The sequence below is a fragment of the Ferrovibrio sp. genome (assembly GCF_046297595.1).
Lineage (GTDB): Bacteria > Pseudomonadota > Alphaproteobacteria > Ferrovibrionales > Ferrovibrionaceae > Ferrovibrio.
The window spans coordinates 144970-171126 of record NZ_JBKBHT010000006.1 but is presented as its reverse complement, the minus strand read 5'-3'; the positions used below and the strand labels follow the sequence as shown (position 1 = coordinate 171126).

The window sequence follows — 26157 nt, the reverse complement described above, 5'->3', positions numbered from 1 at the left end:
GGCTATGTCAGCAGCCCGGCATATTCCGGTTTGCGCTTCAGCCAGGCCGCTGCGTAGCTGCACAGCGGCACCACCTTTTCGTTCCGCGCCTGCAGCATCCGCGCGATGCCTTCCATAAGCCTGCCCGAGGCACCGGTACCGCGCAGGGCGACGGGCGCTTCCACATGGGTGATGATCACGGTCTCGCCCTGGCGCCGGTAATTGGCGAACACGATCTGGCCGCTCACGTCCAGCTCGAAGCGGCTGCGGTCGGGATTGTCTGTCACGTATGCTGGGTCTGTCATCGCGGAAACTCCTGATCCGGTCAGGCTAGCCGGAGTGGGGGCGGGCGGTAAGGCCCGGCTTGTCGGCAGAGCCAAGTGTACCTATATTGTTCATGCATGATGGCGCTGCCGGTCTGCATGTCCGGCATGCATGCCATCGTATGGTGCGCCCGCCGGGATTTCCGTGCGGGCCTTCGTGTTTCTGAAGCATCGCAAAATCGCGCAAACCGTCTAAAACAGGATGCAAACCGCATGATCCGCGCCGCAAAAACCGCCGCCGAACGGACGAAAGCGGCGGATTCCGTCAAAACCGACTCAAAACCGACGCAAAACACCCGTTTTGATATCAATGATATCAGTGATATCACGCTCGCCGGCCCCGGCGGGGGCAGGTAGCCTGCGGCCATGATTCGCGTCACCCACCGCATCAGCCTCGACCCACGCGAGATCGAGACCAGCTTCATCCGCGCCTCCGGCCCGGGTGGACAGAATGTCAACAAGGTCTCCACGGCCGTGCAACTGCGGTTCGATGTGCGGCATTCGCCGTCGCTGCCAGAGGATGTGCGGGCACGGCTGGAGGCGCTGGCGGGCAGCCGGCTGACCAACGACGGCGTATTGGTGCTGACCGCGCAGCAGCATCGCAGCCAGGAGCGTAACCGTCAGGATGCACTCGATCGGCTGGTTTCCCTGATCCAGCGGGCGGCCGTGGCACCCAAGGCCCGCCGCGCGACGCGGCCCACGCTGGGGTCGAAGCAGCGCCGGCTGGAATCGAAGAGCAAACGCGCCGCCGTCAAAAGCGGCCGCGGCCGGCCGGCCATGGACTGAAGCGATGCCGGCTTTCGCAACACAATCGCCCACAAGACGCCATATTTCGCCGGCAAAACGGACCGACCCCACCGCGACCGGAAGCCTTTCATGATGATTCGCTCCATTACCGCAGGCCTGTTCTGCCTTGCCGCGGCATTGCCTGCCCTGGCGCAGGAAGTCCCCGACAAAGGGGCGACCGAAAACCGCAAGACCGATCCGCAGCAGCAGGTCGGCATCTTCAGCTTCGTGCTGGAGAACGACCTCTTCTACGATACCGACCGCCGCTACACCAACGGCGTGCGACTGAGCTACCTGACGCCCAAGGGCGGCGAACCGGACTGGCTGCGCGATGCGGCGCTGGAGGTGCCGATGTTCGACCTGCACAGCGATATCCGCGTGGAATTCGCGCTGGGTCAGAACATGTATACCGCTTCCGACAAGCTGCAGCGGCATCCGCCGGCAGACGACCGGCCCTATGCCGGCTGGCTTTATGGTTCTGTCGGCATGGTGGCGCGCACGGACAACGTGCTGGACCAGATGCTGGTCAGCGTCGGCGTCGTCGGCCCTGCCGCGCTGGCGCATGAAACGCAGGACTTCATCCACAGCATCGTCAACTCACCCGAGGCGCAGGGCTGGGACAGCCAGCTCAAGAACGAACCGACCCTGCAGCTCACCTACCAGCGCAGCTGGCAGTCGCCGGAATTCAGGCTGCCCGGCGGTTTCGGCATCGATGCCACGCCCCATGCCGGCGCGGCCCTGGGCAATGTCTATGTTTATGCCAATAGCGGTGCGATGCTGCGTTTCGGCCAGAACCTGCCCATCGATTACGGCCCGCCGCGCGTGCAGCCCAGCCTGCCGGGTTCGGGTTATTTCGAACGCGCGCCGGGCGGCTTCGGCTGGTACCTGTTCGCCGGTGTCGATGGTCGCGCGGTGGCGCGCAATATCTTCCTCGACGGCAACACCTTCGCCGACAGCCGCAGCGTGGATAAGGAAACCTTCGTGGGCGATGCGCAGTTCGGCTTGGCCGTGGTGGTGGATGGCGTGCGCCTGGCCTATACCCACGTCTTGCGTACTCGCGAATATGCCGGACAGGATGTCGACGACCAGTTCGGCGCCTTCAGCGTGTCACTCGCCTTCTGAGGCCGGCAGCGGCAGGAAGGTGAGGGTCACTTCCTCGCGCGCGAAACTGCTGCCATCCGCCAGCTGGTCGCCGAAACTGTAGATCGTCGCGCCGATCAGCTGATGCACCCGGCCATCATCGCCGGCCAGAGGCAGGGCAATGCGTTCGCCGACGCCATGGCCACCCAGATTGAGGAAGATGCGGCCTATGGCATGCATCATCGCCGGTTCCTCGCAGACCCGGCGGTAGCGTTCCAGCACGACGGGCAGGATGGCGGGCGGCATGATCTTTTCCAGCGGAGCACCGGGCAGGGAGTTGGGCAGCACGCGGCGGATTTCCTCGCCGGCCACCCGCAGGGTGAAGCCGCGCGTTGCGGCGTCGTAGTCATATAGGAACAGGCACGGCACCAGCGCGGGAACGTGGAACAGGTCGATGTCGCTCCGCCGCGTGGCTCTTTCGCCCTTGCGCCGGCAGGCGAACCAGTGCCGGACAAAGGCCTGCAGGTCGGGGGCGTGGATCGCCCGGAGAAAGTCTGGGTCTGGGGCCATGCTGCCACTGTGGAATTCTTCCTTCCGCCAGAGTCTCAGAAATCAGGAGGCAAGGGAATAGGCCGGCCGGGGTGGGCGCTCGGCCAGCCGCCTCGCGCAGTTGTGAGTCCGTCGCACTTGCCGTGGCCCTGCTTTCCGCCACATTAGGGGCATGCTGCGCCGCGCCATGATCCGTTTTCTTGTGTTGCTCCTGCTGCTTGTGCCGGGAATGGCGGCCCATGCCGCAAATCCGGCGCCGCTTTCGGGCAACGACCTTGTGCAGGCCGACCTGCTGGCCGAACCGCAGTCGATACGGGCCGGCGAGCCGTTCTGGGTCGGCCTGCGCATGCGCATGGCCGAACACTGGCATGTCTATTGGCGCAATCCCGGCGATTCCGGACTGGCGCCCGAAATCGCCTGGGATCTGCCCCAGGGTTTTACCGCCGGTCCTATCGTCTGGCCGACGCCATCCGCCATCCCCGTCGCTCATCTGGTCAACTACGGCTACGAGGGCGAAACCATCCTGCTGACGCAGATCACGCCGCCGGCGAGGCTTCCGGCTGGCGAAGAAGTCGTGCTGAAAGCCGATGTGAACTGGCTGGTCTGCGAAAAGGAATGCGTGCCAGGCGAAGCCAGCCTGTCGCTCAGCCTGCCGTCCGATGGGGCCGCGGGTCCCAATCCCGAAATGGCGGCGCTGTTCGAGGCGGCACGCCAGTCGCTGCCGATGGCATCGCCCTGGTCGGCCCGGATGCAGGTGGCACCGGAAGGCTATGCGCTGCAGGTGATGGCGCCGGGCCTGAAAGCCGATACCATCCGCAAGGCCACGTTCCTGCCCTTCAGCGAAACCCTGATCGAGCACGCGGCCAGCCAGCTGCTCAGCGTCGATGCCGAAGGATTGTCGCTGCGGTTGAAACGCAGCCTTTATGCGACCGACACCCTGCCGCCGCTGCTCGGCGGCCTGTTGCTGATCGAGGAAGACATCGGCGGCAGCATCCAGCGTCAGGCCTTCGAATTCACCAGCATTCCCACCGGCGCGGTTGCGACTCCGACGACGGCATCCCTCGACTGGTCCGCGATCCTGCAGGCCGCGCTGCTGGCCCTGCTGGGCGGCGTCATCCTCAACCTGATGCCCTGTGTTTTCCCGGTGCTCTCCATCAAGATACTGGCGCTGGTCGAACATGCCGGGCAGGGCAGGGCGCGGATGCGTCGCCATGGTATGGCCTATACGCTGGGCGTGCTGCTCAGCTTCGCCGCACTCGCCGTGCTGCTGCTGGGCCTGCGTGCGGCCGGCGCGCAGATCGGCTGGGGTTTCCAGTTGCAGATGCCGCTGGTGGTGGCGGGCCTGGCCTATCTGCTGTTCGTGATGGGACTCAGCCTTTCTGGTGTCATCCATTTCGGCGGCCGGCTGGCCGGCCTCGGCGACAGCCTGACGCGGCGCGGCGGTTACCAGGGCTCGTTTTTCACCGGCGTGCTGGCCACCATCGTTGCCACGCCCTGCACCGCGCCGTTCATGGGCGCGGCAGTCGGTTTCGCGCTGACCCAGCCGGCCGTCATCGGCATCGCCGTGTTCCTCGCGCTGGGCTTTGGCCTAGCCTTGCCTTTCCTGTTGCTCACCTTCATTCCGCAACTGGCCGAGCGCCTGCCGCGTCCCGGCCTGTGGATGGAGCGCGTGAAACAGGCGCTGGCTTTCCCGCTTTATGCCACCGTCGCCTGGCTGATCTGGGTGCTGAGTCAGCAGGTGGACGGGCAGGGACTGTTCGCCGCACTCCTTGGCCTGGTACTGCTGGGCATGGCGGCCTGGAGCTTCGGCCTGCGCGGTCGTATCGCCACGGCCACGGCGGCACTGGCCATGATCGCGGCCGGTGTCTCTCTTTATGCCGTGGCGCAGAACCCGGTTGCTCCCGGCGCGCAGCAGGTGGCGCAGGCCGGCGCCGGCAGTAGCGCGCAAGCCTACAGCCGCCAGCGGCTGGAAGCCCTGGTGGCCGAAGGCCGTCCGGTTTTCGTCAACATGACGGCGGCCTGGTGCATCACCTGCCTTGTCAACGAACGCACGGCGTTGTCCAGCGACAGCGTACAGGCAGCGTTCAAGGCCAAGAACATCGCTTATCTGAAGGGTGATTGGACCAACCAGGACCCCGAGATCACCCGCGTATTGGAGCAGCATGGCCGTAGCGGCGTGCCGCTCTATCTGCTGCTGGCAGGCGGCGAGACTGTCGTTTTGCCGCAGATCCTGACGCCGGCCATCGTGCTGGAACACCTGGAACTGGTGGATCGGGTAGCAGTGCGCGGTCCGGTTCCGCTAATGGCATCCGTGTCGAATCCAACCTCAACCCGCTAAGGAGCTTTTGTCCATGACCATCGCCCGACGCACCCTGCTTTCCGCCGGCCTGATCGGCGCGGCCGGCCTTGCCCTTGCCCTGCCACAGCTTTCGCTTGCCGCCGCGCCGCAGATCGGCCAGCCGGCGCCGGCCTTCACCGCCACCGATACCAATGGCAAGCCGGTTTCGCTCGCCGACCTGAAGGGCAAGACCGTGGTGCTGGAATGGTCGAATCACGACTGCCCCTTCGTGCGCAAGCATTACAACAGCAGCAACATGCAGGGCCTGCAGAAGAAGTGGACGGCGCAGAACGTGGTCTGGCTCACCATCGTTTCCTCGCCGCAGGGCGAGCAGGGTTACGTCACGCCCGAGCAGGCCAACAAGCTCACCGTCGACCGCGGCGCGTCGCCGTCGGCCGTGATCCTCGATCCGAAAAGCCAGATTGCGCGGGCCTATAACGCGCAGGTGACGCCGCATATGTATGTGATCGCGGCCGATGGAAAACTGGCCTATGCCGGCGGCATCGACGACAAGCCGTCGTCACGCCTGGACGATGTGGCCGGCGCGAAGAATTACGTGGATGCGGCGCTGACCGAATTGGCGCAGGGCAAACCGGTTTCGGTCAGCACGGCGCGGCCCTATGGCTGCACGGTGAAATACGCGCCGCCCAGCACCTGAGCGACAGCGTCATCTGAAACGAAGGCGCCCGGAATCCGGGCGCCTTTTTTTATTCGGCGGCCTGGGGCAGACGGCGCAGACTGTCCTCGAAGGCCGCCAGCATATTGGCTAGGCTGCTGCCTTCCGGATCGGCCAGCGCGGCGGTGCGGGCCTGGATCACAGCATCGGTTGCCTGGACCACGGGAATACGATCGCTCAGCGCCGGCAGGATCACGCGCTGGCGGATCTGCTCGAAATTGCCGGCGCCGCGTTTGAAGGTGTCGCCATAGCCCTTGATCAGCCGGGCGCAGTCGACGATCTCGCGGGCCAGCGCGATATCCTTCTTGGCGGCCCGCGTCACCAACTCCAGCCAATCCTCGATGAGGTCCTGTTCCTCGGCGTAGCGATGGCTGCGCGGACGCCAGTTTCGCAGTCCCGCCAGCAGGCGAAGTTTCAGATAGCCGCCGATGCGGTTGGACTGCACTGTCATGCCGACATGCAGGTGCCGGCTCCAGTCCCGTCGTTCGCTCACCGACAGAACCCGCCGCGCCAGTGCCGGCGGCAGCAGGCCTGCGATCTCCTCGACACCCGGCTTCAGGAATTCTGCAACGGCATAGGGCTGACCCGGTTTCACGCGCTGCTCACGCTCGATGGCGGCAAAGCGCTCGGGCTTGAGTTTGAGCTGCGCGACGCGGATCACATCCTCGAAGCTCATGCGCAGGGCCAGGTGCCGCGCGACTTCCGCCGTCAGACCCGCATCGCCCAGCGCCGCAATCTTTTCCAGCCGGTCGATATAAAGTCGTGCGTAGGATTCATTCTGGTAATCGACCAGCCGTCGCACGCCTTCCGAGGCAAAGCGCTGCGCCGCATCGGGCAGGCGAAGGATGCGGTCTGCCATCAGCGCGGCGGGCACAGGCTTTGTTGCCTGTTGCATTGCGCGCTGTTCCAGTTCGCCCTTGCCATGAGCCAGACCGAAACGATAGCCGGCCAGGTTGCTGTCCACTGCCTTGCCCTCGGCGCGGATACCGGCTTCGAAGGCCTCCGACGGGATCGGCAGCGCGCCCGAGCCCGCCAGCGCACCGAGAAGAACGGCATTGAGGATCGAGCCGGAGTCTTTCGCGGCCTGGTCCATGTCGAACAGGATGGTCTGCTTTGCGTGATCTTTTGCCGCGCGGAACAGCTTGCCGACATCGTAACGGCCATCGCCCATGGCGCTTTTTTCGGCAACGGCATAGACGCGATGCGTCGAGGCGATCAGCAGGGTGCGGTCGGGCGAGACATAGCCATTGGCGATGGCCCGGCCGGCTTCGACGAATTCGCTGGCGATCATCACATCCACCTGGCCCGGCATCGGGTTCAGGCACATCACCGGGCTGCGGTCGGTCTTCTCGGGCCAGATCTCGATGTAATACGTGGTGGCTCCGGTGCGCTGGGCCACGCCGGGGATCGAGGTGCTCTGCACCGGATAGCCCTCGCGCTGCGCCGCGCCGACCAGCCAGCCGGTCAGCACACCGCCGCCTTCACCGCCCATGGCGGCGATCAGGATGCAGACAGGACGGGTCGCAGCCATGACTATTCTCCCGCCGCCGGCTGCGTCGCTGCGGCTTTGCCGCCGCTCAGCCAGGCGATTACCGTGCGGTGGAAGCGGTCGTTCAGCCGGTCCCACAGCGTCGGGTTATGCACGATTTCTGTCTTGTAGAAAGACGGGCAGAGCACGGCGGCATGCGCCACCTCGCCGCAATGGCCGCAGCCGACGCAGCCGCTGTTCACGCTGGCCACCGGATCGGTGCGCAGCGGATCGGGGTTGGGCTTGATCGTCAGCGAGGGGCAGCCGGAGAGGCGGATGCAGGAGTGATCGCCGGTGCAAACCGCATCGTCGATCCCGAAGCGGGTACGCAGGACTCGCTCACCTGCTTTCAGCGCCTGGGCTTCCTCGCCGCGTAGGCGGCGCTGGCGGGCCAGCTGACATTCGCCCTCGGCGATGATCACCTTCAGGCCCTTGCGGGCGGTGGTCAGCGCCTCTTTCAGCGAGGCGGTCATGTCCTTCAGGCCATAGGAACGCAGGCGCCGCACCCATTGCACGCCGAGCGCTTTGAGCGTGCTTTCGATATCGGAGCCGCTGGCCAGGCCATCGACGCGGTTACCGGCAGAGGAGGGGATATATTGCACGCCGGTCGCTGATGTGTAGCCATTCTGCATGATCACCAGAACGCCGTCGCCGCGGTTGAACAGGGCCGAGGCCACGCCCGACAGCACGCCGTTATGCCAGAAGCCGCCATCGCCCATGATGGCGAGCGAGCGCTTGTTCATCAGCGGGCCGACACCGGCAGCGGAGGCCAGCGACATGCCATAGCCAAGGATGGAATGGCCGACGCTGAACGGAGCGAAGGTGGCCAGCGCATGGCAGCCGATATCGGCAGCGATATGCACCTTACCGATTTCGCGCTCGGCCAGCTTGATCGCGGTGAAGACTGGTCGCTCGGGACAGCCGGTGCAGAAGGTGGGCGGGCGCTGCGGCAGCGTCGGACCAATCAGCGCCTGCGCCGTCTTGCGGTTATCCAGCGCTGCGCCGTAGGCGGCCTCGGCGATCGAGACATCGATCTGCGGCTGCTCGGCCCTGATGAAGGCCAGCAGGCCACGGGTCAACGCCTCGATGGTGTATTCGCCGGCTTCGGGCAGCATACCCTTGCCATGCAGGCGGGGGTTCAGATCGGCTTTGCGCAGGATGGCGTGGATCGCCTGCTCGATGTAGTCGGGCGAGCCTTCCTCCACCATCAGCACGGCACGCTTGCCGGCACAGAAAGCGCCGATCTGCTCCGGCACCAGCGGATAGGTGACATTGAGCACCAAAGTCGGCACGCGGCTCTGCCCAAAGGCGTCGGCCAAGCCCAGATTCATCAGCGCGCGGTTCAGCGCATTGTACAATCCACCCTGCACGATGATGCCGATATCCTGCAGATCGCCGGGCATCACCTCGTTAAGGCCGTGATCGAGTATGTATCTGCGCGCTGCCGGCAGGCGCTGCTCCAGCTTCAGCTTTTCCTGCATGAAGGTGGCCGGCGGATGGGCCAGATGATCGTAGTTGAAGGCGGACGGGCCGGGCAGGCGGCTGTTGCGCGAGACCTGCGCCGGTTTGTTATCCTTGGCGGCGAATTCGCCGGTGACATGGCAAGCGCGAATGCGCAGTTCCAGCATTACCGGCGTGTTGGAGATTTCCGAAAGGGCGAAGCCGTGCTCGACACTGCTCGTGATGGTGGTCAGGTCGGGCCGCGGATCGAGCAGCCACATGGAGGACTTCATCGCATAGGCATGGCTGCGTTCCTGGATAACGCTGGCGCCTTCGCCATAATCCTCGCCCACGACGATCAGCGCGCCGCCCACCACGCCGGCGGAAGCCAGATTGCTCAGCGCGTCGGATGCCACATTGGTGCCGACGATGGCCTTCCAGGTGACGCAGCCGCGCGCCGGATAATTGATCGAGGCGCCGAGCAGGGCTGCGGCCGAGGCCTCGTTGGTGCAGGTTTCCAGATGGATGCCAAGATCGTCGAGGATGTCCTGGCTCTGCACCAGCACATCGATCAGGTGCGAGACCGGCGCGCCCTGATAGCCGCCGACATAGGAAACGCCGGACTGCAGCAGGGCCTTGGTAACGGCCAGGATACCTTCGCCGCGAAACGTGTCGCCGTTACCGAGCCGCAGCGATTCAATCTCTTTCGCGAAAGAGCGTTCCATTACGAATCCTCCCAACTGCGGCGGAATTTCCCACCGGGGCCGGTCATGGTCAAGGAAAATAGTTTGGTATCCAACGAAACTATATTTACACCCGCCAGAGGCCCTGATAGGGTCGTCGGGTAAAACCAAAGGACCGCCGGCATCCAGCACGAGACGGTCCGTTAGCGGAGGAAAACACCATGGCCCTGAAACGCCAGCTCTTCACCTATGCCGCAGGCCTTGCCCTCGGCGCCGCCCTCGGGCTGACGGCTGCCGCGCCGGTCGCACAGGCGCAGGACAAGCCGGTCACCCTGCGCCTCGGCCACTGGCTGCCGCCAACGCATCCGCTGCATCCGGCTTTCGGCGAATGGGGTGCCTCGCTGGAGAAGGCAACCAACGGCACGGTGAAGACGCAGATTTTCCCGTCGCAGCAGCTCGGCGCCGCGAAAGACCATTACGACATGGCGCGCGACGGCATCGCCGACATCACCTATGTCAATCCGGGCTACACGCCTGGCCGCTTTCCGGTGATTGCCGGCAGCGAACTGCCCTTCCTGTTCTCCAACGGCAAAAGCGGCTCGGCGGCCATCGACGCCTGGTACCGCAAATATGCCGAGAAGGAGATGAGCGATGTGAAGGTCTGCATCGCCTTCGTGCACGACCCGGGCACGTTCCACAGCAAGGTGAAGATCGCCAAGCCGGATGACCTGAAGGGCATGAAGATCCGCCCGGGTAACGCCTCGGTGGCGCGCCTCGTCACGCTGGCCGGCGGCACCAACGTGCAGGTGACGGCACCGGAAGCGCGCGATGCGCTGGAACGCGGCCTGGCCGATGCGATCAGCTTCCCGTGGGGCAGCGTGTTCATCTTCGGCTTCGAGAAGGCCGTGAAATACCACATGGATGCCCCGCTCTATATCAGCAACTTCGTGCTGGCGGTGAACAAGGGCACCTACGGCAAGCTGTCGGCAGCCCAGAAGAAGGCCTTTGATGCGCATTGCACGCCGGAATGGTCGGAGAAACTGAATACCAACTGGGCCGACGGCGAAGCAGCGGGCAAAGGCAAGATGCTGGCCCTGCCGGGACATGAGGGCGTGAAGCCCAGCGATTCCGACATCGCCGCCTGGCGCAAGCTGTCGGAAGAAATGACCAAGGCCTGGTACGAAGACGTCAAGAAGGTCGGCGTGAATGGCGAGCAGGCCCTGAACGAACTGAAGGCCGAACTGAAGAAGCGCAACGCCGCGTTCTGATCGGCAGGCAAGATCAGGGGCTGCGACCGCAGGCCGGCCGCAGCCCCGATTTGCATTCAGGCGACGTCTGTCGCTAGAGTACCGGCAGGGGGAACTGCCAGATGAAAGCCTTCATCGACAAGGTCGAGCTGATTGCCGGCCTGCTGCTGGGCGCCATTGCCCTGCTGACCTTCACGGCCGTGATGCTGCGCTGGCTGTTCAATTACGGTCTGCCGGATGCCTTCGATTTCTCCCGCCTGCTGCTCGGCACCGCGATGTTCTGGGGCATCGCGCTGGCCGGGTTTCATAACCGCCATATCCAGGTCGATGGATTCTGGGAGCTGGCTCCGGCCTGGGGCCGGCGCCTGATCGATATCTTCGCCACCAGTGTCACGCTTGCCTTCATGGCGCTGTTCGCCTGGATGCTGGAAGGCAAGGTGACCAGCGTGTTCCTCAGCAACGAGCAGACCTTCGATCTGCGCCTGCCGGTCTGGCCGTTCCATGCCGTGGCGGCCCTCGGCATCGCTCTGGCATCGTTGCTGCTGCTGCTGCGTCTGGTGCGACTGCTGACCGGCAAGAAAGAGGCGTAACTGTGGATCAGGATTTTGTCGCGATCGGCGGTTTCGTCGTTCTGTTCATCCTCATGGTGCTGCGAGTGCCGGTTGGTGTCGCCATGGGCATCGTCGGCGTTGGCGGTTTCGGCCTACTGGCCGCCACCGAACCGGCCCTGAATCTTCTGGCGCAGTCGCCGATCCGGGTGGCGACGGATTACGACCTGGCCGTGATTCCAATGTTCATCCTGATGGGCGCCTTCGCCACGGCTGCCGGGATGAGCCGCGAGTTGTTCCGTGCCGGCGAGGCCTGGCTGGGCCATCGACGCGGCGGTCTGGCGATGGCGACGGTTGCGGCCTGCGCCGGTTTCGCGGCCATCAATGGTTCGTCGGTGGCGACAGCCGCCACAATGACGACGGTGACATTGCCCGAGATGCGCCGCTTCGGTTATCACCCGGGTTTCTCGACCGGCGTGATCGCCGCCGGCGGCACGCTCGGCATCATGATCCCGCCTTCGGTGGTGTTCGCGCTGTATGGCATTCTCACCGAGCAGGATATCGGCAAGCTGTTCATCTCGGGCATCCTGCCTGGCCTGCTGGCCATCGCGCTTTACATGGCGCTGATCCAGGTGCTTGGCTGGCTGCGGCCGGACCTGATGCCGCGCGGCCCCAAGACCGATTGGCATGAGCGCTTCGCCTCCCTGCGCGATATCTGGGCCACGGTGCTGTTGTTTGCCGGCATCGTCGGCGGCCTGTATGGCGGCGTGTTCACGGCGACGGAAGCCGCCGGCTGCGGCGCGGTGGGCGCATTGCTGATCGGCATCCTGCGCGGCCGGCTGGGCTGGAGCGAAATCAGGTCCAGCCTGACCGAGGCGGTGCGCACTTCTGCCTCGATCTTCACCATCGTGGTGGGCGCCTTCCTGTTTGGCTATTTTCTGGTCATCACCCAGACGCCGCAGAAGGTGAGCGACTTCCTTACCGGCCTGCCGGTCGGCCCCTATGGCGTGCTGGTGCTGATCCTGGTCATGTACCTGATCCTTGGCGCGCTGATGGATGAACTGGCGATCATCCTGGTCACCGTGCCGATCATCTATCCGGTGATGCTGCAGCTCGGCTTCGATCCGATCTGGTTCGGTGTCATCATCGTGATGGTCACCACGCTGGGCATGGTGATGCCGCCGGTCGGCATCAATGTTTTCGTCATCAACTCGATTGCCCGGGATGTCAGCCTGTGGCAAATCTACAAAGGCGTCATGCCTTTCATCCTTGTCGATCTGGTGCGTCTTGCCCTGCTGGTGCTGTTTCCCGCCATCGCGCTGTATCTGCCGAGCCAGATGAACTGACATGGCCCGCGTTCCCCGCAACCAGGTTTCCAAAGCCAGCAACGATGGCAAGCTGGCCCTGCCCAAGGCCGGTCGCAGGGATACGCGGAAGATCGATCGCGGGCCGTTGCCAGGCTATTACGGCTATGCCCTGCGCATCGCCCAGGTGGCGGTGTTCGAAAATTTCGAACGCATGGTGGGAAAGCTGGCCGACCGCATGGGAGAGCTTACGCCCGGCCGCTTCAGCCTGCTGACCCTGCTCAAGGCCAATCCGGGCATCAACCAGACCGCGCTCAGCCGCGCCGTGGGCCTGGACAAATCGACACTGACGCCGGCGCTGGACCAGCTGGAACGCAAGGGCCTGATCCTGCGCGAGCGCACGCCGGAGGATCGGCGTACCTATGCCCTGCGGCTCACGCCCGAAGGTGACACCTTCCTGGCCGAGTTGACCCGCAAGGTGGAGCAGCATGAGAAAAACATCGTCGCTGCACTGAGCCCGACGGAACGCGCCACGCTGATCCGGCTGCTCAAGAAGGTGGCGAAAAGCTTGGGCAGCGAAGCCATCGAATAGATTGCGCGACGACTAGCGAAACACCACGGTTTTGCTGCCGTTCGGGAAGATGCGGTGCTCGACGTGGTATTTCACCGCACGCGCCAGCACCAGACTTTCGATATCGCGGCCGGTGGCGGCAAGCTGATCGGGCGAATAGCTGTGGTCCACGCGGGCCACTTCCTGCTCGATGATTGGGCCTTCATCCAAATCCTCGGTCACGTAATGTGCCGTGGCGCCGATCAGCTTAACGCCGCGCAGATGTGCCTGGTGATACGGCTTGGCGCCCTTGAAGCTGGGCAGGAAGGAATGGTGGATGTTGATGATCCGGCCGGCAAAGGCGCGGCACAGCTCGGGCGACAGCACCTGCATGTAGCGCGCCAGTACGATCAGGTCGATGCGTTCCTGGTCGATCAGGTCGCGCAGCATCTTCTCCTGCCGCGCCTTGCTGGCGGGCGTGACCGGCCAGTGGTGATAGGGGATGTCGTGGGCGGCGGCGCGCTGATACCAGTCGCGGTGGTTCGACACGATGGCCGGGATTTCCACCGGCAGGGCGCCGATGGAATAGCGGTAGAGCAGGTCGTTCAGGCAATGGCCGAATTTCGAAACCAGGATCAGCACACGCGGCCGCACGCGCTCGTCATGGATGCCCCAGGTCATGTTGAAGGGGGCGGCGACCGGCGAGAAGGCGGCGCGGATTTCCTCCACCGGGCGGCCGCGGCCGTCGGGGCCGGTCTCCAGATCCTCGATGCAGACCCGCATGAAGAACAGGCCGGTCTCGCCATCGCCGAACTGGGCGGATTCGCGGATATTGAATCGGTTGGCGGCGAGAAAGCCGGAAACCGCCGCGACGATGCCGGGACGGTCGGTGCAGGACAGGGTGAGGATCAGGCTCATGACGATACTGCCAAGGGACGAGGCGGAGGCGTAAGGGGATTGGCCGGGACGGCCGGAATTGTAAGGTGCGGCACTCTAGCGAGGTCGCCGCACCCTCGCAACGCGAGGGTTAATAAAACGTATCCGCGTTCGCCGCGCCGCGCCAAGAATTGCCTCGCTTCCGTTCGGCCGCCCCTTTAAGCTGCGGCCAGCAAGAACAGATTCGGCTGCAGGCCAGACAGAATTACGATGATCACCCGGGGTCCGGATTTCCTCCGCCAGATGGCCAACCGGCTGCTTGATGCCCTGGTGCAGGGCGCGGAGCAGCAGGGAAAGAAAGCGCCTTTCACCGTCGACACGCTGCGCCAGCTGGTCGAATCGATGAAGACGGCCTCGGATTACGACCATTACTATAGGGCTTCCTACGATGCCCTGATGAAGGTGATCGAGGAAGACGAGCGCAAGGGCGCCCGCGTCAATGCCTTCGGCCGCCTGCTGGTGCATCCGCTGGATACCCTGTTCGCCGAGGACAAGCTGGATCGCCGGCTGATCGGTAATTACTTCTTCTTCGTCCGCTCGCTGTTCGGTGACGAGGTGGATGTGATGGCCGAAGAAGCTGCCAACATCGCCGAGGAACTGCGCGTTGCCGTCGGAGGTCCGCTCGACTGGGCGGAATACTATGCCGATCCCCGCGTCAAGCAGCTCTATTTCAAGGTGGCTGCGCGCGTGATGAAATCCTTCCGCGTTTTCGAGACGCGCAAGGAATGGGCCATGAAGGTGATGCAGCACGACCCCACTGCGGTCGGCATCTCATCGAACGTGTATCTGGAACGTCCCTTTGAGGGGCAGGCGCTGCCATTCGGCGACCGCGAATTCTATCTATTCTTCGACGGGCTTATCCGGCCGCTGGCCAGGCTGTCAGCCGACGATGCTGCCCTGTTCAGGGCGGCGACAGGCGAGGATGCGGCGAAGCTGGCCGGCAACTTCCTGCGCGAACTGGATCATTACGGTCCGTTCTGATTTTCCGGCTTCTGGCCAGACTCAGTTGGAGTTGGCCGGCTCGCGATGGTCGAGCTTGGCGGCGAACTGTTCGAACAATTCGCTGACGCAGCGCGCGACGGTGCGCTGGTGGTTGTCGTTCAGCTGGTCGGCGGCACGCATGCACATATCGGCGAACTTGCGCGCCAGCACCACGGCATCGCGGTTGCTTTCCTGGCGGATGTCGTCGAACACGCTGACGATGAAGTCGCGGGTCTGGCTGCCCTCGTGATGCGTCACCGGGCGTTCGCCCATCAGCGAGTCCAGCATCGCGTTGAAGGTCTGCGAGGTATCGATGGCAATGCTGGCCAGAATCTTCTCGACCCGCTCGTTATCCTTAGACGAAACCTGCTTTTTTGCCTGCTGGGCAGCGCCGGCGCGGATTTCCGTCACCTGGCTCTCGGTCTGGTTGGGTTTCGGGCTGGAGCGGTTCCACATGATACGACCCTGCTGTCGGAAATGGTGGATGGGAATGGTAACGAGCCGTCGCCGGCTCAGTTCACCACTTCGCGCGACGCGCGGATCATGTTGTCGATATGCCAGCCCTGGAACAGACGGATGCCGGCAGCCAGGCCGGCGCGCATCGCCTCTTCGGTCTCGCAGCGTGCCATGATGACGCGGTTCGGATCGGTCTCGGCGATCTTGCTGGCCAGTTCCTTGTCGATCCAGTCCTCGTGGCGGTCCTTGAAATAGAACAGCTTGACGAAGTCGGCTTTCAGTTCCTTGCGGCCGAACAGCTGCAGAAGATCGGGCGTGATGCCGTCGATCAGGATGCGATAACCGGAATTGTGCAGGAATTCGCAGGCCAGCAGGTATTCGTTGTAATCCCAGAACACATCGTAGCGCTGCATCTCGATGATGATCTGTTCCTTCTTCACGATATTGCCGATGCGGCTGTCGAAATCGCGGAAGGTGTCGCTCAGGATGGTGCTGACATTCAGGTTGATGCTGAAGGGGCCGCTGTTACGCGTCACGTAGCCGTCCAGCAGGGCGCGGAACACGCGGGTATCCAGCGTGCGGGTCAGGTGATGGAACAGCGAGCGCGCGCCGCGCAGGTTCACGGTCGGCGCGATCGCCTGGCGCAGCTCGTTCACGCCGACGAAGATTTCCTGAAAGATCGGCTTGGGCGGCTGGTTGCCGAAGCACAGCGTCACCGGCTGGCGCTTCATGAAGGTCGAGACGTCGGCCTTCTTGAGAATGTCGTCGATCTGCTGCAGAGCGCCGGGTGTGAGGGGGGCGCCGTCGCCCGTGGCGGCGGCCGTGCCGGCCTTGGCCAGCAGGCGCTTGCGACGCTCGGAGAAAACACGGAAGCGCTGCTGGATGTTGTCGACCAGCTCCTGCAGTTCCTCGAACTGGCTGTCGAAGCGATACCAGCGGACGGCATTTTCCGCCTCTTCGGGGGTCAGGCCGATGGCCACATTGTTGCGGGTCAGGATGTCGTCGATTTCCAGGACCAGCTTTTCGAAGGTCTGGTCGAAAAACCGTTCCGACAGGCGCACGAACATCACGATCGAATAATCGTGTAACGTGTAGAACGAACCCTCGTATTTCGACATCAGCGACCGGATCGAATGCACAACGATGTTGTAGCTTTCGCGATTGCGCTCGAAGGTTTTCGGGTTGACGAACTGAATCACCGCCGCCAGACGTCCGCCGAAAATCTTGCCGCGTGCCAGGCGGTCGAAATCGGTGAACATCTTCTCGTCGTCATACGACGGCTGATTTTGGTTGATAGCCTCACTCATCGAAACGGTCGCTTTCTCCGGTAACGGTCGTGGAGAGGGCGGCAACCTGCCGATTAGCTGTGTTTTTGCCCCCGCAGCACAACCACTATGGCAAATTCCCGCACGCGGAAAAAGCCAGATAGCATGGTTAATAGGTCGGTTGTGAATAATATTCGATTAAGCTCAAAGGCTTGAAATCAGGCTTTACCACTTTGTCGTGCCGCCAGCATGGCCGGGGTATCGTAATCGTGAAGAATGCCGGGGGTTTCGACCGGCACCTCGCAGATCCACTCGGCATGGGGGCCGAACAGGCTGCGGGCGCCGGCATCGCCCTCCAGCCGCATCAGGTCCGGCAGGAATTGCAGGCCCCACAACGTCGGGTTGCCGCGCTTTCCGCCATGGACCGGCAGGCAGATGGCGCGCCCCTCCGCCGGATTGAAGGCCGCGATCAGCTTTTCCAGTGTTTCGGCCGGCACATCCGGCATGTCGCCCAGGCAGACCAGCACGCCGTCGAGCCCCCCATCTGATCCTGGTTGGTGAAGGGCACTCAGGCCGGCCCGGAGCGAGGAAGCCAGCCCTTCGGCATAGGCCGGATTATGCACCGCCTGTACGCCGGGGCCGGCAGCTTGGCTTACGGCCTCGGCCTGATGGCCGGTCACCAGCAGGACCGGCCGGGCCGACGAGGCCAGGGCGGCCTCGGCCACATGGCGGATCACCGGCTTGCCCTCCAGGTCGGCCAGCAACTTGTGCCCGTCGCCGAAGCGGCGCGACAGGCCAGCGGCCAGGATCAGGGCTGCGATGCGCGGCCGGCGTGGTGCGTTAGATCCCGTGGGGGTATTGCCCTGATCACGGGGCCCCTGATCACGGGGCCCCTGATCACGGGGCATGGGTCGGCTGGGGATTTCCTTCAGCAGGCCGCCGCCGCCCAGATGCATGATGTCGCGCCGGCCGATCTCCAACCCGGCGCATAACCGCTGCAACACCCAGTCGAAGCCGTTGAGCTTGGGTGAACGGGCGCAGCCGGGTACACCAACCACCGGCACGGCCTCGTGGCGGCCCAGCATCAGCAGGTTGCCGGGATCGACCGGCATGCCGAAATGCAGCACCTCGCCGCCGGCCCGCGTCAGGCCGGCCGGCACCACGTCATGACGATCCACCGTGGCCGAGGCGCCGAATACCAGGATCGGCGCGCAGCCGGCCGCTTTCAGGGCGGCGATGGCGGCGGCGACCTCGGCCTCGGCATGGGGCACGATGCGGGTTTCCCCTATCCGGCTGCCCAGCAGGGCAAGGCGTTGGGCCACGGCTGCTTCGGTCTTCTCCAACACGCTGCTCTTCGTATCGGTTACACGGGTCAGCACGAGCCCGACCCGGCGCGACACGAAAGGCGCCACCTGCACCAGCGGCGGCTGGCCCTTCAGCATCGCTTCGGCACGCTCGATCACGCTGCGCGGTGCGGCGAAGGGAATGATCTTCACCGTGGCCAGCATCTGACCGGCCTCGACCATCTCGTAATCGGCCAGACAGGCCACGGTGAGGGCTTCGTCCAGTTCGTTCAGGGCATCTAGCCGTGCACGGTCGATCCGCACCAGGCCGGCCGTATCGGCATAGAGGTTGGCGCGGCCGGTGAAGGCGGCGGCTACGCGGGCTTGCGGGCCGGCAATCGCCTCGGCGATGCGGCGCGCGGCTTCGTCCTCCGGCATGTCACTCTCGTCCAGCCGCGCGATGTAGATTTCGCGATGCCCGGCCTGCGCCAATGCGTTGATATCCGCCGGGCTCAGGACGCGGCCTTTCTTGAAACGCTCGCTGCCGGCGCTGACGCTGTGGCCAAGGATGCCGCCGGTCGCCTCGCGTACCGGCACGGGACCGAAGAACATGTTCAGGCCGCGGCCGTCGCGGCGGCAGGCACGGGCTGGCGCAGGGCCGCCGTCATCTGCGCTAGGATCGAGATGGCGATCTCGGCCGGCGACTTGGCACCGATGCTTAAGCCCACCGGCCCATGGATGCGGGCGAAATCCTCGGGTCCGAAACCGGCGGCAGTCAGGCGTTCCAGGCGTGAGGCATGGGTCTTCTTGCTGCCTAGCGCGCCGATATAGAACACATCGGATTTCAGCGCCGAGACCAGCGCCGGATCGTCGATTTTCGGATCGTGGGTCAAAGTCACGACGGCGGTGCGCAGGTCGGGCTTCATCTGCGCCATGGCTTCGTCGGGCCAGTCGTTCGACAGCGTCACGCCGGGAAAGCGTTCGGACGAACCGAAGGCGCTGCGCGGATCGATCACCGCCAGGTCATAACCGGCCAGTTGCGCCATCGGCACCAGCGCCTGCGCGATATGCACGGCACCCACCAGGATCAGCCGCAGCGGTGGATTGAACACATTGAGGAAGAGGGGGCCCTGTTCGGTCTCGATGGTCCGTGCCTTGTCTTCCAGCAGCGCGGCGCGCGCCGCCTCGCCGATGCGCGGGTCGATGTCCTTCAGGCCCTTCTTGCCATAGAGATACAGCAGGCGCTGCTCGCCGGTCTTCAGGAAGGTGGCCAGCACCACGGGCCGCTTCTCGGCGCGGTCCTGCTGCAGCTGTTCGAGGATGTCCTGTTTCATCCGTCCAGCCGTTCGACAAAAATCTGGATCTTGCCGCCGCAGGCCAGGCCCACTTCCCAGGCCTGTGCGTCGCTCACGCCGAAATCCAGCATGCGCGGCTTGCCGTCGGCGATGGCATCCAGCGCCTCGGTCACCACGGCGCCCTCGATGCAGCCGCCCGAGACCGAGCCGATGAACTTGCCTTCGTCGTCCACCGCCAGCTGGCTGCCCACCGGGCGCGGCGCCGAGCCCCAGGTGGTGACCACGGTGGCCAGCGCCACGCCCTTGCCGGCGCGTTTCCAGTCCAGGGCGGCGCCCAGCACGTCGTCAGTCGGATCAGCGCTCATGCGGCCATCCTCGCGAGATTGGGTTTCAGCCGGTTGCCGGCGTCGCTGGCATGACTCAGCGCGGCGGCCAGGTCGGCAATGGAACTAAGATTGTGAACCGGACGGAAATCGTCAACCTGGGGCAGGATGGCACGGATGCCGGCTGCCTTGGGTTCGAAACCATCCCAGCGCAGCAGGGGGTTGAGCCAGATCAGGCGCCGGCAGGATTTGTGCAGCCGCTCAATCTCGCGCGCCAGGCCCTTGCCGCCCTCGCGGTCCAGTCCGTCGGTCAGCAGCAGCACGACGGCGCCCTGGCCCAGCACGCGGCGAGACCACAGCCGGTTGAATTCCTCCAGCGTGGCGCCGATCCGCGTGCCGCCCGACCAGTCTGGCACCTTCTCGCTCACGGCCGCCAATGCCTTGTCCACGTCGCGCTGGCGCAGCAGGCGGCTGATGTTCGTCAGCCGCGTGCCGAACAGGAAACTGTGCACCCGTGCGCGGTCATTGGTCAGCGCATGCATGAAATGCAGGAACATGCGGCTGTACTGACTCATCGAGCCGGAAATGTCGCACAGCGCCACCAGCGGCGGCGGGCGTTGCGCCGGGCTCTTGCGTTTCAGCGGAATGATCGCGCCGCCGGTGCGCATGGAGGCCTGCAGGCTGGCGCGCAGATCGATGCGGTGGCCGCGGTCGTCGGGCTTCAGGCGGCGCACGCGCTGCGGCCGGAACGGCCACTCGATTCGCGCCAACGCCTTCTTCGCCTGATCGAGTTCCTCGGCCGACATTTCGGCGAAGTCCTTTTTCTGCAGGAGTTCATCGGCCGAGAAGGTCAGCGTGGCATCGATCTCCACTTCCTTCGGCTCGCCGGCCGGCTTGCTCTCGCCTCGGCCGGGCAGCAGGGCTTGGCGCAGGCGCTGCGACGTGGCGTTTTTCTTCGGCTCCGCCGTACCCTCCGCTTCGGGCAGCAGCAGGCTCATCATACGTTCCAGAATCTTCGGGTCGCGCCAGAAGATGTGGAAGGCCTGGTCAAACAATTCGCGCTGGTCGCGCCGGTTCACCAGTACGGAGAACAGTGTCCAGTACAGGTCGTCGCGGCGGCGGATGCCGGCCGCGTCCACCGCGCGCACGGCGTCAATGGCCTTGCCTGGACCGAGCCGCAGGCCCGAGGCGCGCAAAAGCCGCACGAAATGCACGATGTTTTCGGCAAAGGCGCCGCCCTGGTCGCCAGTGGGTGGAGCGGGCAGCATGGTCATGGCGCGTTCAGCCCGCTGCCGCTCAGGCGCCCAGCGCGGCCATGTCCTGCTGCACCTGGCGCAGGATTGCCGCGGCTTCGGAGCCCTTCATCTTGGCGATGTCGTCCTGGTATTTCAGCAGAACGCCCAATGTATTGTCGATGGTTTCGGGGTCGAGCGCGACCTTGTCGAGGAAAGCCAGCGCGCGGGTCCAGTCGATGGTTTCGGCCACACCGGGCAGCTTGAACAGTTCGGTCTCGCGCAGATGCTGCACGAAGGCGACGATCTCGCGACTCAGGCGCTGGGGCGCGCCGGGCACCTTGCGCTGCAGGATCGCCAGCTCGCGTTCGGCACTGGGATAATCGACCCAGTAATACAGGCAGCGGCGTTTCAGCGCGTCATGGATTTCGCGCGTGCGGTTCGATGTGATGATCACGATGGGCGGCTCGGGCGCCTTCACCGTGCCGACTTCCGGGATGGTGATCTGGAAATCGGACAGCACCTCCAGCAGATAGGCCTCGAAAGGCTCGTCCGTGCGGTCGAGTTCGTCGATCAGCAGCACCGGAGCGCCGTTCGGATCGGGTTTCAGCGCCTGCAGCAGCGGCCGCTCGATCAGGAAGTCGGCGCTGAACAGGTCATGGCTCAGGCTGCCCTTGTCGCCTTCGCCAGTGGCTTCGGCCAGGCGGATTTCCAGCATCTGACGCGGATAGTTCCATTCGTAGACGGCCGAGGCGAGATCAAGACCCTCGTAACATTGCAGGCGCACCAGCCGGCGGTTCAGTGTGGTGGCCAGCACCTTGGCGATTTCGGTCTTGCCAACGCCAGCCTCGCCTTCGAGGAATAGCGGCCGGCCCATCTTCAGGGCCAGGAACAGCGTGGTGGCGAGCGAACGGTCGGCGACGTAATCGCCGCGGCCCAGCAGGGCTTCGACATCGTCGATGGAGACGGGCAGGGCGGCAGACGTGTTTTGTGCGGTCATAACGAGCATCTAGGGCGAGGGAGACGGAAATCATGCCCGGTTAACGCCGGTGGAACAAGGCATGGCTGTCACAGGCTTGGGGCCCGGTACGTCTGTTCCTCATATGTCGAGGAGACCGCCATGAACCAGCCTGTTGCGCCGCGCCCCAACCAGTCGATGCTGTTCCGGCATCTGGCCGCCGAAAATGCCCATGACATGGCGGGAACCCTGGCAACGATCCATCCCGACTGCGTCTTCCGCGACATGGCCACCGGCCAGGTCTTCCCGGGCCGCGCCGGCGCCGAGCGGCATTACCGGCAATGGTGGAGTGCCTTCGGGAATGTGGTGGAGCGCAATCCGAAGGGCGTGGCCCACTGGCTCGATGACGAGACCTATGTGGCCGAGCCGCGCTATGCCGGCCGTCATGTCGGCGAATTCCTGGGATTGGCGGCCACCGGCCGGCCATTTGTGCTGCCGTTCACCGTGTTCGTGCGGTTCCGCGACGGGCTGTTCGTGGAGGAGCGCTTCTACTACGATCTTGCCACGCTCATGCGTCAACTGGGTGAAACGCGGATCGATCCGCAATCCCTGCGGCAGGCGCAGGACTGGGCGGCAGGGAAGGAAAGCTGACGGAGCAGCAGATGCCGAAACCGCGCCCGGTCTACTGGATCGATTACCAGCGCGGCCCGGCCTGGCCCGAAGGGCAACCGCCGCCCGCGCAGGCGCTGCATGACCATCAAATATACCTTGAGCGGCTGATGGCCGACGGGAAACTACTCATGGCCGGGCTGTTCCGCGACGAGGCCGGCGGCGGCATAGCGGTGCTCGACAGCAGCGACGAGGCGATGGCCCGCAGAATGATGAATGATGACCCGGCCGTGCAGTCCGGCCTGCTGACGGCAACCCTGCGTCCCTGGCAGATGGTGTTCAATCCGGCGAGCGGCACGTCGCCTTTTGCGGAGACAGGCTAGCGGGCGAGGATGGTATAGCCGCGCTCGATCACGCGTTTTGTCGCCTCGAAGGCATGCACCATCTCGTCGTTTGCCTCGCGGGCAGCCTTTAGCCGCGCGATGTCCTCGGCCGAGGGATTGGTGATGTTGGAGAGTTCCAGGGCGATCTTCACGTAGCGGGCGCGGGCTTCGGCCACCCGAACGGCAAAGGCCATGAAGGATTCCCGGTTGAGTTCGGGAACCGCCTTCCGCATCACCTCGCGGTTGGCGCTGAATATGCCCATCTCGATTTCTTCGAGGAATTTCTGCAGCTTGCGCGCGGACTCGCGGTCGAGCATGTCCTTGCTCACGAAATGATCGACCTTGTCCTTGCCATAACCGATGATTTTCATCGTCGCCTCCTGCCGCGAGTCGCGGCCTTTCAATAAGATAAGGGGCGAATGGCGGGTATAGAAGAGGGGCAATTGCTAGGGACGGGTACCCGGCCGGGGGACAGGGGCTGACCTGGGAAAATCGTTTGGGAAGATGGAGGTCCGGGCCGGAATTGAACCGGCGTACGCGGATTTGCAGTCCGCTGCGTCACCACTCCGCCACCGGACCTCGAGAACGCGGCCTCTTACTAAGGGTTTCGGCCCTGCGGGGTCAAGGGCTTCCACCCGGCCGGCAGGCGCTCCGGGCCGACGTGACGTCGGTCACTCGCCGGGCCGGTACTGATCGCTAACCCACAATACGAGCATTGTTTTTGCGGCATTGCAGCATTATAAACGGCGCCGGTATTTCATCCCGTACCATACCCGCGTCCCAGCCCGGATTCCGACCCCATGGCCCAAGCCGACCGCCACTTCGCCGAAGCGCGCCGCCAGATGGTGCTGACCCAGCTCCGCCCCAACAAGGTGATCGACGAGCAGTTGATCGCCGCCATGGCGGCCCTGCCGCGGGAGCAGTTCGTTCCCAAGGCCTATCGCGGCGTCGCCTACATGGACGAGGACGTGGCGGTGGCGCCCGGCCGGTATCTGATGGAACCGATGGTTCTGGCCCGCCTGCTGCAGGAAGCCGAAATCCAGTCCGGCGAAGTCGCCCTGGTGGTGGGCAGCGGCACGGGCTACGAGGTTGGCGTCCTGGCCCGCCTGTGCAGCACCGTGATCGGCCTGGAGGCTGATGCCGTGCTAACCCAGCAGGCCAGCCAGACCCTGCAGGCGCTGGGTATCGACAACACCGCCATCGTCGAAGGCGCGCTGAAGGAAGGGCTGGCCAAGCAGGGCCCGTTCAACCTGATCCTTCTGGCCGGCGCGGTGCCGGAAATCCCCGCCGCCCTGCTGGCGCAATTGGCCGATGGCGGCCGCCTTGTCGGTGTGATCCGGCCGGCTGGTGCTCCGATCGGGCAGGCCGTTCTGGTCAAGCGCAGCGGCGATCTGTTCCCGCAACGGGTGCTGTTCGATGCCGGCACGCCATTGCTGCCGGGCTTCGAACGCCCGGCCGGTTTTGTGTTCTGAGTCGATGTCGCAAAACGCCCAGCCTCTCGAAATCGATGTCGCGGAGTTGAACGCGTGGCGCAAGGCTGGCCGCGATGTGGTCGTGCTCGACGTGCGGGAAGACTGGGAACTGGCCACGGTGGCCCTCGATGGTGCTCGCCATATTCCGATGCGGCAGGTGCCTGATCGCGTGGCCGAGTTGCCCGCCGACAAGCCGCTGGTGGTGATGTGCCACCATGGCGGCCGCAGCCGCCAGGTCACAGCCTGGTTGCGGCAGAACGGGTTTTCGCAGGCGATCAATCTCGCCGGCGGCATTCATGCCTGGGCGGAACAGATCGATCCGTCGCTGGCGACGTACTGAGTTGCGTGGCGTATAAAAAATAAAAAGCAGGCTTTCGGGGAATACGATCGGGGCTCGATGCGACGCGAACGATATGAACGGATAAAGGACGGGAAGGCGTTATGAGCTTCAAAACTGCTTTGCTGGCTTCGGCCCTGGCGCTCGGTTGCGTCGCCGTCGTACAGTCTGCTTCGGCCCAGTCGCTCACCGATGCGTTGAGCGCGGCCTATAACAACAACCCCACTCTGCTGGCGGCGCGCGCCGCCCTGCGCGCCACCGATGAAGGCGTGCCGCAGGCCCTGTCGAACTGGCGTCCGACCGTCAACCTTACGGGTGAGGCCGGCAAGCTGCGCCAGGACTTCGATCCGTCCACCGCCAGCAACCCGAGCGATACGATCTCGCCGCGCACGCTGCAGCTTTCCGTGTCGCAGCCGCTTTATCGCGGCGGTCGCACGGAATCGGCTACCGATGCCGCCGAGGCCCTCGTGCTCGCGGGACGGCAGGATCTGGCCAGCACCGAACGCCGCGTGCTGCTGGATGCCGTGACTGCCTACATGGACGTGGTGCAGAACCAGGCCGTACTGGAACTCAACCGCAACAACGAGGAAGTGCTGCGCCGCCAGCTTGAGGCGACTCGCGAACGCTTCCGTGTCGGCGAGATCACCCGCACCGACGTGGCGCAGGCGGAATCGCGCCTCAGCCGCGCCACGGCGGATCGCATCTCGGCCGAGGGCGCGCTGATCTCGTCGCGTGCCGTGCTGGCCCGCGTGATGGGCGAAACGCCCGGCACGCTGGTACAGCCGCCGCCGCTGCCGCAACTGCCGACCAACGAGGACGAGGCGCTGGCGATTGCCTATGAAGACAATCCGGATCTGCTCGGTGCGCGCTTCCGCGAGGTTGCGGCCAAGTATGACGTGCGCACCATCTCGGGCGGCTTGCTGCCCACCGTGTCGCTGAACGGCACACTCAGCCAGGCGGATGAAACCTCGCGTGCCAATCTGGAAACGGAATCGGCCAGGATCGCGCTCACCGTCACCATGCCGCTGTATGAAGGCGGTTCGATCTACAGCCAGACGCGCCAGCGCAAGCAGACCCACAACCAGCGCCGCATTCAGGTCGAGGAACAGCGCCGCAGCGTGCGCCAGTCGGTGACGCAGGCCTGGGAAAACCTCAGCACCGCGCGCTCCAACATCACCGCGCGTCGCGCCCAGGTCGACGCCGCTCGCATCGCGCTGGAGGGCGTGCAGCAGGAAGCCGAGGTCGGCTCGCGCACCACGCTGGACGTGCTGGACCAGGAGCAGGAATACCTCGACGCGCGGGTGGCCGAAGTGCGTGCCCGTCGCGATGAGTATGTGGCGGGTTTCACGCTGCTGTCGGCCGTCGGCCGCCTGGGCGCGCGCCAGCTTTCGCTGCCGGTCGACTATTACGACCCCGAGACGAACTACAAGCGCGTGCGCGACAAGTGGTTCGGCACCGATGGTGGCCTGACGGCGGAGTAACGCCGTCCGGTCATCTGATTTCGTTGCGGTCGAATTTGCAGCGAATCGGGCAAAAAGTGCAGCCGGGCCGGGAATTTGGGGAAAAATCCCTTAACCCAGGTTAACAGTTCGGTTA

Annotated in this window: 28 protein-coding genes and 1 tRNA gene; 15 read left to right on the top strand and 14 right to left on the bottom strand. The window is 64.6% G+C overall.

Annotated elements, in window-relative coordinates; all coding sequences use genetic code 11:
- Positions 1-2 precede the first annotated feature (2 nt).
- A complete protein-coding gene (locus ACK4FJ_RS16220; RefSeq protein WP_409767766.1) occupies positions 3-284 on the bottom strand; it encodes a GNAT family N-acetyltransferase in 282 nt (93 codons plus the stop codon).
- A 96-nt stretch (positions 285-380) separates the two neighbouring features.
- Here ACK4FJ_RS16220 and ACK4FJ_RS16215 point away from each other — a divergent pair, with 96 nt between their 5' ends.
- The 3 genes from ACK4FJ_RS16215 to ACK4FJ_RS16205 all read left to right on the top strand — a co-directional run bounded on the left by ACK4FJ_RS16215 (position 381) and on the right by ACK4FJ_RS16205 (position 2210).
- Positions 381-659, top strand: coding sequence for a hypothetical protein (locus tag ACK4FJ_RS16215; RefSeq protein WP_409767764.1), 279 nt, complete (start codon positions 381-383; stop codon positions 657-659).
- Between the two features lie 9 nt (positions 660-668).
- Positions 669-1088, top strand: a complete 420-nt coding sequence (gene arfB, locus ACK4FJ_RS16210; RefSeq protein WP_409767763.1) for an alternative ribosome rescue aminoacyl-tRNA hydrolase ArfB — start codon at positions 669-671, stop codon at positions 1086-1088.
- Between the two features lie 90 nt (positions 1089-1178).
- Positions 1179-2210, top strand: coding sequence for a lipid A deacylase LpxR family protein (locus tag ACK4FJ_RS16205; protein WP_409767761.1), 1032 nt, complete (start codon positions 1179-1181; stop codon positions 2208-2210).
- Here ACK4FJ_RS16205 and ACK4FJ_RS16200 read toward each other — a convergent pair.
- Positions 2196-2738 (bottom strand): PAS domain-containing protein, encoded by a 543-nt coding sequence (locus ACK4FJ_RS16200; protein ID WP_409767760.1) that lies wholly within the window; start codon positions 2736-2738, stop codon positions 2196-2198. The two genes, ACK4FJ_RS16205 and ACK4FJ_RS16200, sit on opposite strands and share 15 nt — an antisense overlap.
- Positions 2739-2904: 166 nt before the next feature.
- Here ACK4FJ_RS16200 and ACK4FJ_RS16195 point away from each other — a divergent pair, with 166 nt between their 5' ends.
- Both ACK4FJ_RS16195 and ACK4FJ_RS16190 read left to right on the top strand, forming a co-directional pair.
- Complete coding sequence (locus ACK4FJ_RS16195; protein WP_409767759.1) at positions 2905-5055, top strand: protein-disulfide reductase DsbD family protein; 2151 nt, start codon at positions 2905-2907, stop codon at positions 5053-5055.
- 13 nt (positions 5056-5068) lie between these two features.
- Positions 5069-5713 carry a thioredoxin family protein gene (locus ACK4FJ_RS16190; protein ID WP_409767758.1) on the top strand — a complete coding sequence of 215 codons (645 nt, stop codon included), beginning with the start codon at positions 5069-5071 and terminating at the stop codon, positions 5711-5713.
- A gap of 49 nt (positions 5714-5762) precedes the next feature.
- On the opposite strand, the gene ACK4FJ_RS16185 is transcribed toward ACK4FJ_RS16190, so the two are convergent.
- Together ACK4FJ_RS16185 and ACK4FJ_RS16180 are read right to left on the bottom strand one after the other, a co-directional pair.
- A complete protein-coding gene (locus ACK4FJ_RS16185) occupies positions 5763-7262 on the bottom strand; it encodes an indolepyruvate oxidoreductase subunit beta family protein (RefSeq protein WP_409767757.1) in 1500 nt (499 codons plus the stop codon).
- Positions 7263-7264: 2 nt separating this feature from the next.
- Entirely contained in the window at positions 7265-9424 is a 2160-nt protein-coding gene (locus tag ACK4FJ_RS16180; RefSeq protein ID WP_409767756.1) for a thiamine pyrophosphate-dependent enzyme, read from the bottom strand.
- A 179-nt stretch (positions 9425-9603) separates the two neighbouring features.
- On the opposite strand from ACK4FJ_RS16180, the gene ACK4FJ_RS16175 reads away from it, so the two are divergent.
- From ACK4FJ_RS16175 to ACK4FJ_RS16160, 4 genes are all read left to right on the top strand, one after another.
- Positions 9604-10650 carry a TRAP transporter substrate-binding protein gene (locus ACK4FJ_RS16175; protein WP_409767755.1) on the top strand — a complete coding sequence of 349 codons (1047 nt, stop codon included), beginning with the start codon at positions 9604-9606 and terminating at the stop codon, positions 10648-10650.
- 101 nt (positions 10651-10751) lie between these two features.
- A complete protein-coding gene (locus tag ACK4FJ_RS16170; protein ID WP_409767754.1) occupies positions 10752-11219 on the top strand; it encodes a TRAP transporter small permease in 468 nt (155 codons plus the stop codon).
- A 2-nt stretch (positions 11220-11221) separates the two neighbouring features.
- A complete protein-coding gene (locus ACK4FJ_RS16165; protein ID WP_409767753.1) occupies positions 11222-12523 on the top strand; it encodes a TRAP transporter large permease in 1302 nt (433 codons plus the stop codon).
- Between the two features lies 1 nt (position 12524).
- The gene (locus ACK4FJ_RS16160; RefSeq protein WP_409767752.1) at positions 12525-13073 is read left to right on the top strand and encodes a MarR family winged helix-turn-helix transcriptional regulator; all 549 of its coding nucleotides are present in this window, start codon (positions 12525-12527) and stop codon (positions 13071-13073) included.
- 12 nt (positions 13074-13085) lie between these two features.
- On the opposite strand, the gene purU is transcribed toward ACK4FJ_RS16160, so the two are convergent.
- Positions 13086-13949, bottom strand: a complete 864-nt coding sequence (purU, locus tag ACK4FJ_RS16155; RefSeq protein ID WP_409767751.1) for a formyltetrahydrofolate deformylase — start codon at positions 13947-13949, stop codon at positions 13086-13088.
- A 228-nt stretch (positions 13950-14177) separates the two neighbouring features.
- Between purU and ACK4FJ_RS16150 the strand changes: the two genes are divergently transcribed.
- Positions 14178-14948 (top strand): hypothetical protein, encoded by a 771-nt coding sequence (locus ACK4FJ_RS16150; RefSeq protein ID WP_409767750.1) that lies wholly within the window; start codon positions 14178-14180, stop codon positions 14946-14948.
- Positions 14949-14969: 21 nt separating this feature from the next.
- Here ACK4FJ_RS16150 and ACK4FJ_RS16145 read toward each other — a convergent pair whose 3' ends face one another.
- The 7 genes from ACK4FJ_RS16145 to ACK4FJ_RS16115 form a co-directional block, all read right to left on the bottom strand.
- Entirely contained in the window at positions 14970-15404 is a 435-nt protein-coding gene (locus ACK4FJ_RS16145; protein ID WP_409767749.1) for a hypothetical protein, read from the bottom strand.
- A 56-nt stretch (positions 15405-15460) separates the two neighbouring features.
- Positions 15461-16711, bottom strand: a complete 1251-nt coding sequence (locus tag ACK4FJ_RS16140; protein ID WP_374305242.1) for a hypothetical protein — start codon at positions 16709-16711, stop codon at positions 15461-15463.
- Positions 16712-16887: 176 nt separating this feature from the next.
- Complete coding sequence (locus ACK4FJ_RS16135) at positions 16888-18564, bottom strand: NTP transferase domain-containing protein (RefSeq protein ID WP_409767748.1); 1677 nt, start codon at positions 18562-18564, stop codon at positions 16888-16890.
- A gap of 2 nt (positions 18565-18566) precedes the next feature.
- Complete coding sequence (locus tag ACK4FJ_RS16130) at positions 18567-19286, bottom strand: XdhC family protein (RefSeq protein ID WP_409767747.1); 720 nt, start codon at positions 19284-19286, stop codon at positions 18567-18569.
- Positions 19283-19612, bottom strand: a complete 330-nt coding sequence (locus tag ACK4FJ_RS16125; RefSeq protein WP_409767746.1) for an XdhC family protein — start codon at positions 19610-19612, stop codon at positions 19283-19285. Before ACK4FJ_RS16125 ends, ACK4FJ_RS16130 begins: the two co-directional genes overlap by 4 nt.
- Positions 19609-20844, bottom strand: a complete 1236-nt coding sequence (locus ACK4FJ_RS16120; protein ID WP_409767745.1) for a vWA domain-containing protein — start codon at positions 20842-20844, stop codon at positions 19609-19611. Before ACK4FJ_RS16120 ends, ACK4FJ_RS16125 begins: the two co-directional genes overlap by 4 nt.
- A gap of 22 nt (positions 20845-20866) precedes the next feature.
- Positions 20867-21802, bottom strand: a complete 936-nt coding sequence (locus ACK4FJ_RS16115; RefSeq protein WP_409767744.1) for an AAA family ATPase — start codon at positions 21800-21802, stop codon at positions 20867-20869.
- Positions 21803-21922: 120 nt separating this feature from the next.
- Here ACK4FJ_RS16115 and ACK4FJ_RS16110 point away from each other — a divergent pair, with 120 nt between their 5' ends.
- Positions 21923-22411, top strand: a complete 489-nt coding sequence (locus ACK4FJ_RS16110; RefSeq protein WP_409767743.1) for an ester cyclase — start codon at positions 21923-21925, stop codon at positions 22409-22411.
- Between the two features lie 11 nt (positions 22412-22422).
- Positions 22423-22752: a YciI family protein gene (locus tag ACK4FJ_RS16105; RefSeq protein ID WP_409767742.1), complete on the top strand. Its 330-nt coding sequence runs from the start codon at positions 22423-22425 to the stop codon at positions 22750-22752.
- Here the strand turns inward: ACK4FJ_RS16105 and ACK4FJ_RS16100 are convergent.
- Positions 22749-23123: a hypothetical protein gene (locus ACK4FJ_RS16100; protein ID WP_409744880.1), complete on the bottom strand. Its 375-nt coding sequence runs from the start codon at positions 23121-23123 to the stop codon at positions 22749-22751. The two genes, ACK4FJ_RS16105 and ACK4FJ_RS16100, sit on opposite strands and share 4 nt — an antisense overlap.
- 134 nt (positions 23124-23257) lie before the next feature.
- A tRNA-Cys gene (locus ACK4FJ_RS16095) sits at positions 23258-23331 on the bottom strand.
- Positions 23332-23552: 221 nt separating this feature from the next.
- Here ACK4FJ_RS16095 and ACK4FJ_RS16090 point away from each other — a divergent pair.
- From ACK4FJ_RS16090 to ACK4FJ_RS16080, 3 genes are all read left to right on the top strand, one after another.
- On the top strand, positions 23553-24224 hold the full coding sequence (locus tag ACK4FJ_RS16090; protein ID WP_409767741.1) for a protein-L-isoaspartate O-methyltransferase family protein: 672 nt from the start codon (positions 23553-23555) through the stop codon (positions 24222-24224).
- A gap of 4 nt (positions 24225-24228) precedes the next feature.
- The gene (locus ACK4FJ_RS16085) at positions 24229-24564 is read left to right on the top strand and encodes a rhodanese-like domain-containing protein (RefSeq protein ID WP_409767740.1); all 336 of its coding nucleotides are present in this window, start codon (positions 24229-24231) and stop codon (positions 24562-24564) included.
- Between the two features lie 101 nt (positions 24565-24665).
- Positions 24666-26042 carry a TolC family outer membrane protein gene (locus tag ACK4FJ_RS16080; RefSeq protein ID WP_409767739.1) on the top strand — a complete coding sequence of 459 codons (1377 nt, stop codon included), beginning with the start codon at positions 24666-24668 and terminating at the stop codon, positions 26040-26042.
- Positions 26043-26157: the final 115 nt, after the last annotated feature.

What these genes read in the sequence shown, in the direction of transcription:
- ACK4FJ_RS16170 (WP_409767754.1), top strand. Translation starts at nt 10,752, where the DNA reads ATGAAAGCCTTCATCGACAAGGTCGAGCTGATTGCCGGCCTGCTGCTG.
- ACK4FJ_RS16180 (WP_409767756.1), bottom strand. Translation starts at nt 9,424, where the DNA reads ATGGAACGCTCTTTCGCGAAAGAGATTGAATCGCTGCGGCTCGGTAAC.
- ACK4FJ_RS16090 (WP_409767741.1), top strand. Translation starts at nt 23,553, where the DNA reads ATGGCCCAAGCCGACCGCCACTTCGCCGAAGCGCGCCGCCAGATGGTG.
- arfB (WP_409767763.1), top strand. Translation starts at nt 669, where the DNA reads ATGATTCGCGTCACCCACCGCATCAGCCTCGACCCACGCGAGATCGAG.
- ACK4FJ_RS16175 (WP_409767755.1), top strand. Translation starts at nt 9,604, where the DNA reads ATGGCCCTGAAACGCCAGCTCTTCACCTATGCCGCAGGCCTTGCCCTC.
- ACK4FJ_RS16145 (WP_409767749.1), bottom strand. Translation starts at nt 15,404, where the DNA reads ATGTGGAACCGCTCCAGCCCGAAACCCAACCAGACCGAGAGCCAGGTG.
- ACK4FJ_RS16120 (WP_409767745.1), bottom strand. Translation starts at nt 20,844, where the DNA reads ATGACCATGCTGCCCGCTCCACCCACTGGCGACCAGGGCGGCGCCTTT.
- ACK4FJ_RS16100 (WP_409744880.1), bottom strand. Translation starts at nt 23,123, where the DNA reads ATGAAAATCATCGGTTATGGCAAGGACAAGGTCGATCATTTCGTGAGC.
- ACK4FJ_RS16200 (WP_409767760.1), bottom strand. Translation starts at nt 2,738, where the DNA reads ATGGCCCCAGACCCAGACTTTCTCCGGGCGATCCACGCCCCCGACCTG.
- ACK4FJ_RS16220 (WP_409767766.1), bottom strand. Translation starts at nt 284, where the DNA reads ATGACAGACCCAGCATACGTGACAGACAATCCCGACCGCAGCCGCTTC.
- ACK4FJ_RS16205 (WP_409767761.1), top strand. Translation starts at nt 1,179, where the DNA reads ATGATGATTCGCTCCATTACCGCAGGCCTGTTCTGCCTTGCCGCGGCA.
- ACK4FJ_RS16105 (WP_409767742.1), top strand. Translation starts at nt 22,423, where the DNA reads ATGCCGAAACCGCGCCCGGTCTACTGGATCGATTACCAGCGCGGCCCG.
- ACK4FJ_RS16195 (WP_409767759.1), top strand. Translation starts at nt 2,905, where the DNA reads ATGATCCGTTTTCTTGTGTTGCTCCTGCTGCTTGTGCCGGGAATGGCG.
- ACK4FJ_RS16130 (WP_409767747.1), bottom strand. Translation starts at nt 19,286, where the DNA reads ATGAAACAGGACATCCTCGAACAGCTGCAGCAGGACCGCGCCGAGAAG.
- ACK4FJ_RS16115 (WP_409767744.1), bottom strand. Translation starts at nt 21,802, where the DNA reads ATGACCGCACAAAACACGTCTGCCGCCCTGCCCGTCTCCATCGACGAT.
- ACK4FJ_RS16135 (WP_409767748.1), bottom strand. Translation starts at nt 18,564, where the DNA reads ATGTTCTTCGGTCCCGTGCCGGTACGCGAGGCGACCGGCGGCATCCTT.
- ACK4FJ_RS16215 (WP_409767764.1), top strand. Translation starts at nt 381, where the DNA reads ATGATGGCGCTGCCGGTCTGCATGTCCGGCATGCATGCCATCGTATGG.
- ACK4FJ_RS16190 (WP_409767758.1), top strand. Translation starts at nt 5,069, where the DNA reads ATGACCATCGCCCGACGCACCCTGCTTTCCGCCGGCCTGATCGGCGCG.
- ACK4FJ_RS16150 (WP_409767750.1), top strand. Translation starts at nt 14,178, where the DNA reads ATGATCACCCGGGGTCCGGATTTCCTCCGCCAGATGGCCAACCGGCTG.
- ACK4FJ_RS16085 (WP_409767740.1), top strand. Translation starts at nt 24,229, where the DNA reads ATGTCGCAAAACGCCCAGCCTCTCGAAATCGATGTCGCGGAGTTGAAC.
- ACK4FJ_RS16140 (WP_374305242.1), bottom strand. Translation starts at nt 16,711, where the DNA reads ATGAGTGAGGCTATCAACCAAAATCAGCCGTCGTATGACGACGAGAAG.
- ACK4FJ_RS16160 (WP_409767752.1), top strand. Translation starts at nt 12,525, where the DNA reads ATGGCCCGCGTTCCCCGCAACCAGGTTTCCAAAGCCAGCAACGATGGC.
- ACK4FJ_RS16125 (WP_409767746.1), bottom strand. Translation starts at nt 19,612, where the DNA reads ATGAGCGCTGATCCGACTGACGACGTGCTGGGCGCCGCCCTGGACTGG.
- ACK4FJ_RS16110 (WP_409767743.1), top strand. Translation starts at nt 21,923, where the DNA reads ATGAACCAGCCTGTTGCGCCGCGCCCCAACCAGTCGATGCTGTTCCGG.
- ACK4FJ_RS16185 (WP_409767757.1), bottom strand. Translation starts at nt 7,262, where the DNA reads ATGGCTGCGACCCGTCCTGTCTGCATCCTGATCGCCGCCATGGGCGGT.
- purU (WP_409767751.1), bottom strand. Translation starts at nt 13,949, where the DNA reads ATGAGCCTGATCCTCACCCTGTCCTGCACCGACCGTCCCGGCATCGTC.
- ACK4FJ_RS16080 (WP_409767739.1), top strand. Translation starts at nt 24,666, where the DNA reads ATGAGCTTCAAAACTGCTTTGCTGGCTTCGGCCCTGGCGCTCGGTTGC.